The organism is Aeromonas sp. sif2433 (genome assembly GCF_019218705.1).
Taxonomy (GTDB): domain Bacteria; phylum Pseudomonadota; class Gammaproteobacteria; order Enterobacterales; family Aeromonadaceae; genus Aeromonas; species Aeromonas encheleia.
Window position 1 is genome coordinate 66,761 of record NZ_JAHUXD010000014.1, and the last position, 6,575, is coordinate 73,335.

At 60.7% G+C, this 6,575-nt stretch carries 5 protein-coding genes; 4 read left to right on the forward strand and 1 reads right to left on the reverse strand.

Going from position 1 to position 6,575, the window contains the following annotated elements; all coding sequences use genetic code 11:
- Positions 1-165: 165 nt before the first annotated feature.
- Entirely contained in the window at positions 166-2,103 is a 1,938-nt protein-coding gene (locus KW825_RS18370) for an acetoacetate--CoA ligase (RefSeq protein ID WP_218330005.1), read from the reverse strand.
- 189 nt (positions 2,104-2,292) lie between these two features.
- Between KW825_RS18370 and pepQ the strand changes: the two genes are divergently transcribed.
- The 4 genes from pepQ to hemG are packed head-to-tail and all read left to right on the forward strand — an operon-like array spanning position 2,293 to position 6,258.
- The gene (pepQ, locus tag KW825_RS18375) at positions 2,293-3,615 is read left to right on the forward strand and encodes a Xaa-Pro dipeptidase (protein ID WP_218330006.1); all 1,323 of its coding nucleotides are present in this window, start codon (positions 2,293-2,295) and stop codon (positions 3,613-3,615) included.
- Positions 3,615-4,232, forward strand: coding sequence for a YigZ family protein (locus KW825_RS18380; protein ID WP_218330007.1), 618 nt, complete (start codon positions 3,615-3,617; stop codon positions 4,230-4,232). The genes pepQ and KW825_RS18380 overlap by 1 nt, the downstream gene beginning before the upstream one ends.
- Before the next feature lie 36 nt (positions 4,233-4,268).
- A complete protein-coding gene (locus tag KW825_RS18385; protein WP_042651614.1) occupies positions 4,269-5,726 on the forward strand; it encodes a TrkH family potassium uptake protein in 1,458 nt (485 codons plus the stop codon).
- A gap of 7 nt (positions 5,727-5,733) precedes the next feature.
- Entirely contained in the window at positions 5,734-6,258 is a 525-nt protein-coding gene (hemG, locus tag KW825_RS18390; RefSeq protein ID WP_042651613.1) for a menaquinone-dependent protoporphyrinogen IX dehydrogenase, read from the forward strand.
- The last annotated feature ends 317 nt before the right edge of the window (positions 6,259-6,575 follow it).

A 6,575-nucleotide genomic window follows, 5' to 3' on the forward strand; every position in this document is an offset into this window, starting at 1 on the left:
TGCTCCTTTCTCCCCAGCAGGGGGCGAGGCTCACTATTGATCCAAAATAAGACAATTTCAACACCTATTTAAAACAATTGTTTAACAGATCTCGAGTAAAAACTCGTTCTGGGTGACGAGACAGAATAAAGGCGCCAGGAGGCGCCTTTATTCTGCTGGTCCGGCTCAGCTGGCCAGTTCCGGCCGGTCGCGGTACTGGTTCAATACCTCGGGATCGGCGAGGGCATGGGTGTTGTTGACGGGCCTGTTGTGCACCACCTCGCGCACCGCCAGCTCCACTATCTTGCCGGACTTGGTACGGGGAATGGCATCCACCTGCAGGATGCGGGCAGGCACATGGCGGGCGGTGCAGTGCTGGCGGATCTGCTGGCGGATGCGCTCACGCAGCAGCTCATCGAGCCGCAGCCCGGCCCTGAGCTTGACGAACAGCACCACCCGTTCGTCCTGCTGCCACTGCTGGCCGATGACGATGCTCTCCTCCACCTCGTCCAGCAGCTCCACGTAGCGGTAGATCTCGCTGGTGCCGATGCGGACGCCACCCGGGTTGAGGGTGGCATCTGAGCGGCCATAGAAGAGGACGCCGCCGGTGTCGGTCAGCTCGATCCAGTCGCCGTGGCACCAGATGTTGTCGAAGCGATCGAAGTAGGCGGCGTGATACTTGTCGCCGTCCTCGTCGCCCCAGAAGTAGATGGGCTGGGCCGGGAACGGCTTGGTGCAGACCAGCTCCCCCTTCTCGCCCTGCACCGGCTGGCCCGCCTCGTTGAACACCTGCACCGCCAGCCCCAGACCACGGCCCTGGCTCTCGCCGCGATAGACAGGGCTCAAGGGGTTGCCGATGACGAAGCAGGAGCAGATGTCGGTGCCGCCGGAGATGGAGCTGAGCTGTACATCTTTTTTGATCCCCTGATAGACGTAGTCGAACCCCTCCGGCGAGAGCACTGAGCCGGTGCTGCAGATCAGCCGCAGGGCCGGCAGCTCATGGGTCTTGATCGGGGCATAACCCTGCTTGTGCAAGGCATCCAGGTACTTGGCGGAGGTGCCGAACAGGCTGACCTGTTCGTCGCGGGCCAGATCCCAGAGTACGTTGCCGTCCGGGTAGAAGGGAGAGCCGTCGTAGAGCACCAGGGTGGCGCCGGAGGCGAGGGCGCTCACCAGCCAGTTCCACATCATCCAGCCGCAGGTGGTGAAGTAGAACACCCGCTCCTCCGGCTTGACGTCGCAGTGCAGCTGATGCTCCTTGAGGTGCTGCAGCAGGGTGCCGCCGATGCCGTGGACTATGCACTTGGGTTTGCCTGTGGTGCCTGACGAATAGAGGATGTAGAGCGGATCGTTGAAGCCCATGGGTTCGAAGCTGAGGCTGGCGTCCGGCTGGCTGGCCAGGATCTGTTGCCAATCCTGGCCGAGCAGCAGGGGATGGCCGAGCAGCGGGATCATCACCGTCTGCTCTATGCTGTCGATCTGGCCGACCACGCTGGCCACCTTGGCCTGAATGTCGATACCCTTGCCGTTGTAACGATAACCGTCCACTGCGAACAGCACCCGGGGCCGGGTCTGACCGAAGCGCTCCACCACGCTGGCCTCGCCGAAATCGGGGCTGGTAGAGGTCCAGACCGCCCCCAGGCTGGTGGTGGCCAGCATGGCGATCACGGCCTCCGGAATATTGGGCAGATAGGCGGCGACCACATCGCCGCGCCCTATGCCCTGCGCACTCAACCACTGGCTCAGGCGGGCGACACGCGCCCCCAGCTCGGCCCAGCTCAGGGTCTGGCTCGCCCCTCCCTCGATGCGGGAGATGATGGCCGGGCTCTCGTCCTGGCGGCGCAGCAGGTTCTCGGCGAAGTTGAGGCGACTGTCCGGGAACCAGCGGGAGCGCTGCATGTCCTGGCGGTTCTCCGCCACTATGTTGCCCAGCTCGCCCTTGACGCCACAGTGCTGCCACACCAGCGGCCAGAAGCGGGTGGTCTTCTCCACCGACCATTGGTACAGGTCGGCATAGCTACGCAGCTGCAGGTCGTGGAAGTGGTTGACCTCGGCCATAAACTGATGGAGGTTGGAGCTTTGCATCCTGTCCTGATCCGGCTGCCACAGGCAAAGGTTGTGCATGAATTGTTCCTGACTGCTTATATCTGCTGGCAGTGTATTGAATTGTTCTTTATTTGTTAATGGTTGGTTTTTGTTTCATAACAAAATCCTTGTAACCTATGCGTTACCTCACGAAGCGACAGCTTGACGGTTCGAGCCAGAATTCGCTTGATGTTATGCTGAAGCCACATTTGCCCGGAGCAGGACGCCATGAGCAGTTACAGTCAACTTTTTGCCCAGCACCTCGACACCCTACAGCAACGCACCCGCGACATACTGCAACAGCAGGGGCTCGGCGGCCTGGCCATTCATTCGGGCCAGACCCACCGCATCTTCCTCGACGATCAGGATTACCCCTTCAAGGTCAATCCACACTTCAAGGCCTGGTTGCCGGTGCTGGACAATCCCCATTGCTGGCTGCTGGTGGATGGGGTGAGCAAGCCGGTCTTGCTGTTCTATCGCCCGGTGGATTTCTGGCACAAGGTGGCGGACCTGCCCAATGCCTTCTGGGTCGACTTCTTCGACATTCGCTTCCTGACCAAGCCGGAGCAGGTGGCGGATCATCTACCCGCCGACAAGCAGGAGTGGGCCTATCTGGGCGGTCATCTCGAGGTGGGCCAGCTGCTGGGGCTGGGCCAGCCCAATCCGGAGGCCGTGCTCAACTACCTGCACTATCACCGCGCCTACAAGACGCCCTATGAGCTGGAGTGCCTGCGCGAGGCGAACCGCATCGGCGTGCGCGGCCATATCGCCGCCAAGGACTCCTTCATGGCCGGGGCGAGCGAGTTCGAGATCAACCTGTCCTATATGAAGGCGGTTGGGCAGGGCGCCAATGAGGCACCCTATGGCAACATCATCGCCATCAACCGCAACGCGGCCATCCTCCATTACACCCATCTGTCTACCCAGCGGGTACCGGATGCGGAGCGCCACTCCTTCCTGATCGATGCCGGGGTGGATTATCACGGCTATGCCTCCGACATCACCCGCACCTGGGCCTGGCGCCGTGGCGAGTTCGCCGATCTGATCGCGGCGCTGGATGCGCAGCAGCAGGAGATCATCGAGGAGATCAAACCGGGTCGCCGCTACAGCGAGCTACACCTGCAGATGCACCACAGGCTGGCGCGCCTGTTGCAGGCTGTGGAGTTGGTGGACATGTCGGTGGACGAGATGATTCACACCGGCGTCACCAATGTGTTCTTCCCCCACGGCCTCGGCCACTTCCTCGGCCTGCAGGTACACGATGCGGGCGGCTTCATGCAGGACGAGCGCGGCACCCATCTGCCGGCGCCCGAGCAGTTCCCCTACCTGCGCTGTACTCGGGTGATGGAGGTGGGTCAGGTGTTTACTATCGAGCCAGGCCTCTACTTCATCGACAGCCTGCTGGAGCCGCTGCGTCAGGGCGAGCAGGGCAAGCGTGTCAACTGGAACAAGGTGGAGGCGCTGCGTCCCTTCGGTGGCATTCGCATCGAGGACAACGTGGTGCTGCATGCCAACGGGGTGGAGAATCTCACCAGACAAGCGGGGCTCTGATGGCGGTAGCCTATGCCATTCCGGCGGCGCCAATGGAGTCGAGTGAGGAGATCAAGAAGAGTCGCTTCATCACCCTGCTGGCTCACACCCCCACTGTCGAGGATGCCAAGTCCTGGATCGGCGAGGTCAAGCGGCAACACCCAACGGCCCGGCATCACTGCTGGGCCTTTGTCGCCGGGGCGCCACAGGATAGCCAGGTGTACGGTTTCAGCGATGACGGTGAACCCTCGGGCACGGCGGGCAAGCCCATGCTGGCCCAGCTGATGGGCTCAGGTGTCGGCGAGATCGCGGCCGTGGTGGTGCGTTACTACGGTGGCGTACTGCTGGGCACCGGCGGCCTGGTCAAGGCCTATGGCGGCGGGGTGGGGGCGGCGCTCAAGCTGCTCGAGACCCGGATTCAACGCCCGCAAGCCAGCTCCCTTATCTGCTGTGACTATACCGACATGGGCGCGGTGGAGGCGCTGATCTCCGCCCATCAGGGTCAGTTGCTGACGGCCGATTATGGTCAGCAGGTCCGTCTGCAGGTGTCCTGGGATGCCGCCATCTGGACCCGGATTGCCCAGGAACTGACAGATAGGACTCATGGCCGGGTATCTCTTCGTCCCTTAGATGGCTAGAATCCATCGCTCTTTTAGCCTGAAGAGGGAGCCAGAATGCAGATTCTGAGCATTATTCGTATCGTTGGCCTACTGGTCGCGTTATTCAGTTCGACCATGCTGCTGCCCGCGATGGTCGCTTTTGGATACCGTGACGGTGGCGGTGCCGAGTTTGTCAATTCCTTCTTCATCGCCCTGTTGCTCGGTGCCCTGCTCTGGTTCCCGAACCGCCATCATAAGAAAGACCTCCGCTCCAAGGAGGGTTTTCTTATCGTCGTGCTGTTCTGGGTCGTGCTGGGCAGCGTGGGGGCCTTGCCGTTCCTGCTGGGAGAGGTGCCCGGCATGACGGTCTCGGAGGCCTTCTTCGAATCCTTCTCCGGCCTGACGACCACGGGCGCGACCGTGCTGACCGGGCTGGACAACCTGCCCAAGGCCTTCCTCTTCTATCGCCAACTGCTGCAGTGGCTGGGGGGCATGGGGATCATAGTGCTGGCGGTCGCCATCCTGCCGCTGCTCGGTATCGGGGGCATGCAGCTCTACCGTGCCGAGATCCCGGGGCCGGTCAAGGACAACAAGGTCACCCCGCGCATCGCCGAGACGGCCAAGGCGCTCTGGTTCATCTATCTGCTGCTGACGTCGCTCTGCGCCCTGGCCTACTGGATGGCCGGCATGACCCTGTTCGATGCCATCTGCCACTCCTTCTCCACCCTGTCGGTGGGGGGCTTTTCGACCCACGATGCCAGCATCGGCTTCTTCAACAGCCCGGCCATCAACCTGATCACGGTGCTGTTCCTGCTGCTGGCCAGTGTCAACTTTGCCCTGCACTTCATGGTGTTCGCCCACAAGCCGGTCCGGCTGAGCAGTTATCTGCGTGATTCGGAATTGAAGGTATTTCTGGCCATTCAAGGGGTGCTGGTGCTGATCTGCTTCGTCTCCCTGCTGCTCCACGGCCACTACGCCACCTGGCAGGAGGCACTCAACCACGGCCTGTTCCAGGCGGTCTCTCTCGGGACGACCACGGGCTACAGCACGACCAGCTACGCCGACTGGCCTTCCTTCCTGCCCATGCTGCTGATGTTTTCCGCCTTTATTGGCTGCTGCGCGGGCAGCACCGGGGGCGGCATCAAGGTGATGCGCTTCATGATCCTGTTCCTGCAGGGGATGCGTGAGCTCAAGCGGCTGGTGCACCCACGCGCCATCTATACCCTCAAACTGGGGCGGCGGGCGGTGCCGGAGCGGATCGTCGAGGCGGTGTGGGGCTACTTCGCCACCTATATCATCCTGTTCTTCATCTTCATGCTGCTGTTGCTGATGACGGGGTTGAACGAGGTGACCGCGTTCACGGCCGTGGCGGCCGCCTTCACCAACGTGGGGCCTGGCTTGGGTGAGGTCTCCAGCAACTTTGGCAATATCTCGGCGACGGCCCAGTGGATCCTGGTGGTCGCCATGCTGTTTGGTCGATTGGAAATTTTCACACTTCTGGTACTGTTTACTCCTGCATTCTGGCGTAGTTGAGGTAGGTATGGATAAGATTTTGGTGCTTTATTCTTCGCGGGACGGCCAAACACGGAAAATCGTGGATGCCATGCTGGAAGAGATGCCAGGATGCGAGGTGGTGATGCATGACCTGCATACCCTGCCCATGTGCAACCTCAGCAAGTTCAAGAAGGTGTTGATCGGCGCCTCCATTCGTTACGGCAACTTCCATCCCAGCCTGCTCAACTTTATCCATGCACATCATGAACAGCTGGAAGTGGCCAATGCGGCCTTCTTCTGTGTCAACCTGACGGCGCGCAAGCCCGAGAAGCAGACACCGCAAACCAATGCTTATATGAAGAAGTTCCTGCGCCTCTCGCCGTGGAAGCCGAAGACGCTGGGGGTGTTTGCCGGTGCGCTGCAATACTCCCGCTATAACTGGTGGCAGACCCGCATCATCCAGCTGATCATGAGGTTGACTGGGGGCAGCACGGACACCAGCAAGGATCTCGAGTTTACCGATTGGGAAAAGGTGCGCAGTTTTGCACGGGAGTTCTGGTCAAAAAGGTAGCAAACCCGCGCCATTGCTCGTTAACGCCCCGCCGATGCGGGGCTTTTTGTTTGATAAATAGGCATTCGAACCACTAAACGGCAAAAAGTGCCATTTTTCGCAGATTTCCTCTTGTCATCCCGGCCTGGCTCCCTATAATGCGCCCCTACCAGCACGGCAGAACACGCCGGACTGATGAGCCAGCTTCCTTGTGAAGTGGGCGCCGAAAGAAAAGCGAAAACAAGCGCTTGACTTTCGAAGTGAGGAGCGTAATATGCGCCTCCTCAACGCGATAAGCGTGACGCTCTTTAACAATTTGAATCAAGCAATCTGTGTGG

What these genes read in the sequence shown, in the direction of transcription:
- KW825_RS18370 (WP_218330005.1), bottom strand. Translation starts at nt 2,103, where the DNA reads ATGCACAACCTTTGCCTGTGGCAGCCGGATCAGGACAGGATGCAAAGC.
- pepQ (WP_218330006.1), top strand. Translation starts at nt 2,293, where the DNA reads ATGAGCAGTTACAGTCAACTTTTTGCCCAGCACCTCGACACCCTACAG.
- KW825_RS18380 (WP_218330007.1), top strand. Translation starts at nt 3,615, where the DNA reads ATGGCGGTAGCCTATGCCATTCCGGCGGCGCCAATGGAGTCGAGTGAG.
- hemG (WP_042651613.1), top strand. Translation starts at nt 5,734, where the DNA reads ATGGATAAGATTTTGGTGCTTTATTCTTCGCGGGACGGCCAAACACGG.
- KW825_RS18385 (WP_042651614.1), top strand. Translation starts at nt 4,269, where the DNA reads ATGCAGATTCTGAGCATTATTCGTATCGTTGGCCTACTGGTCGCGTTA.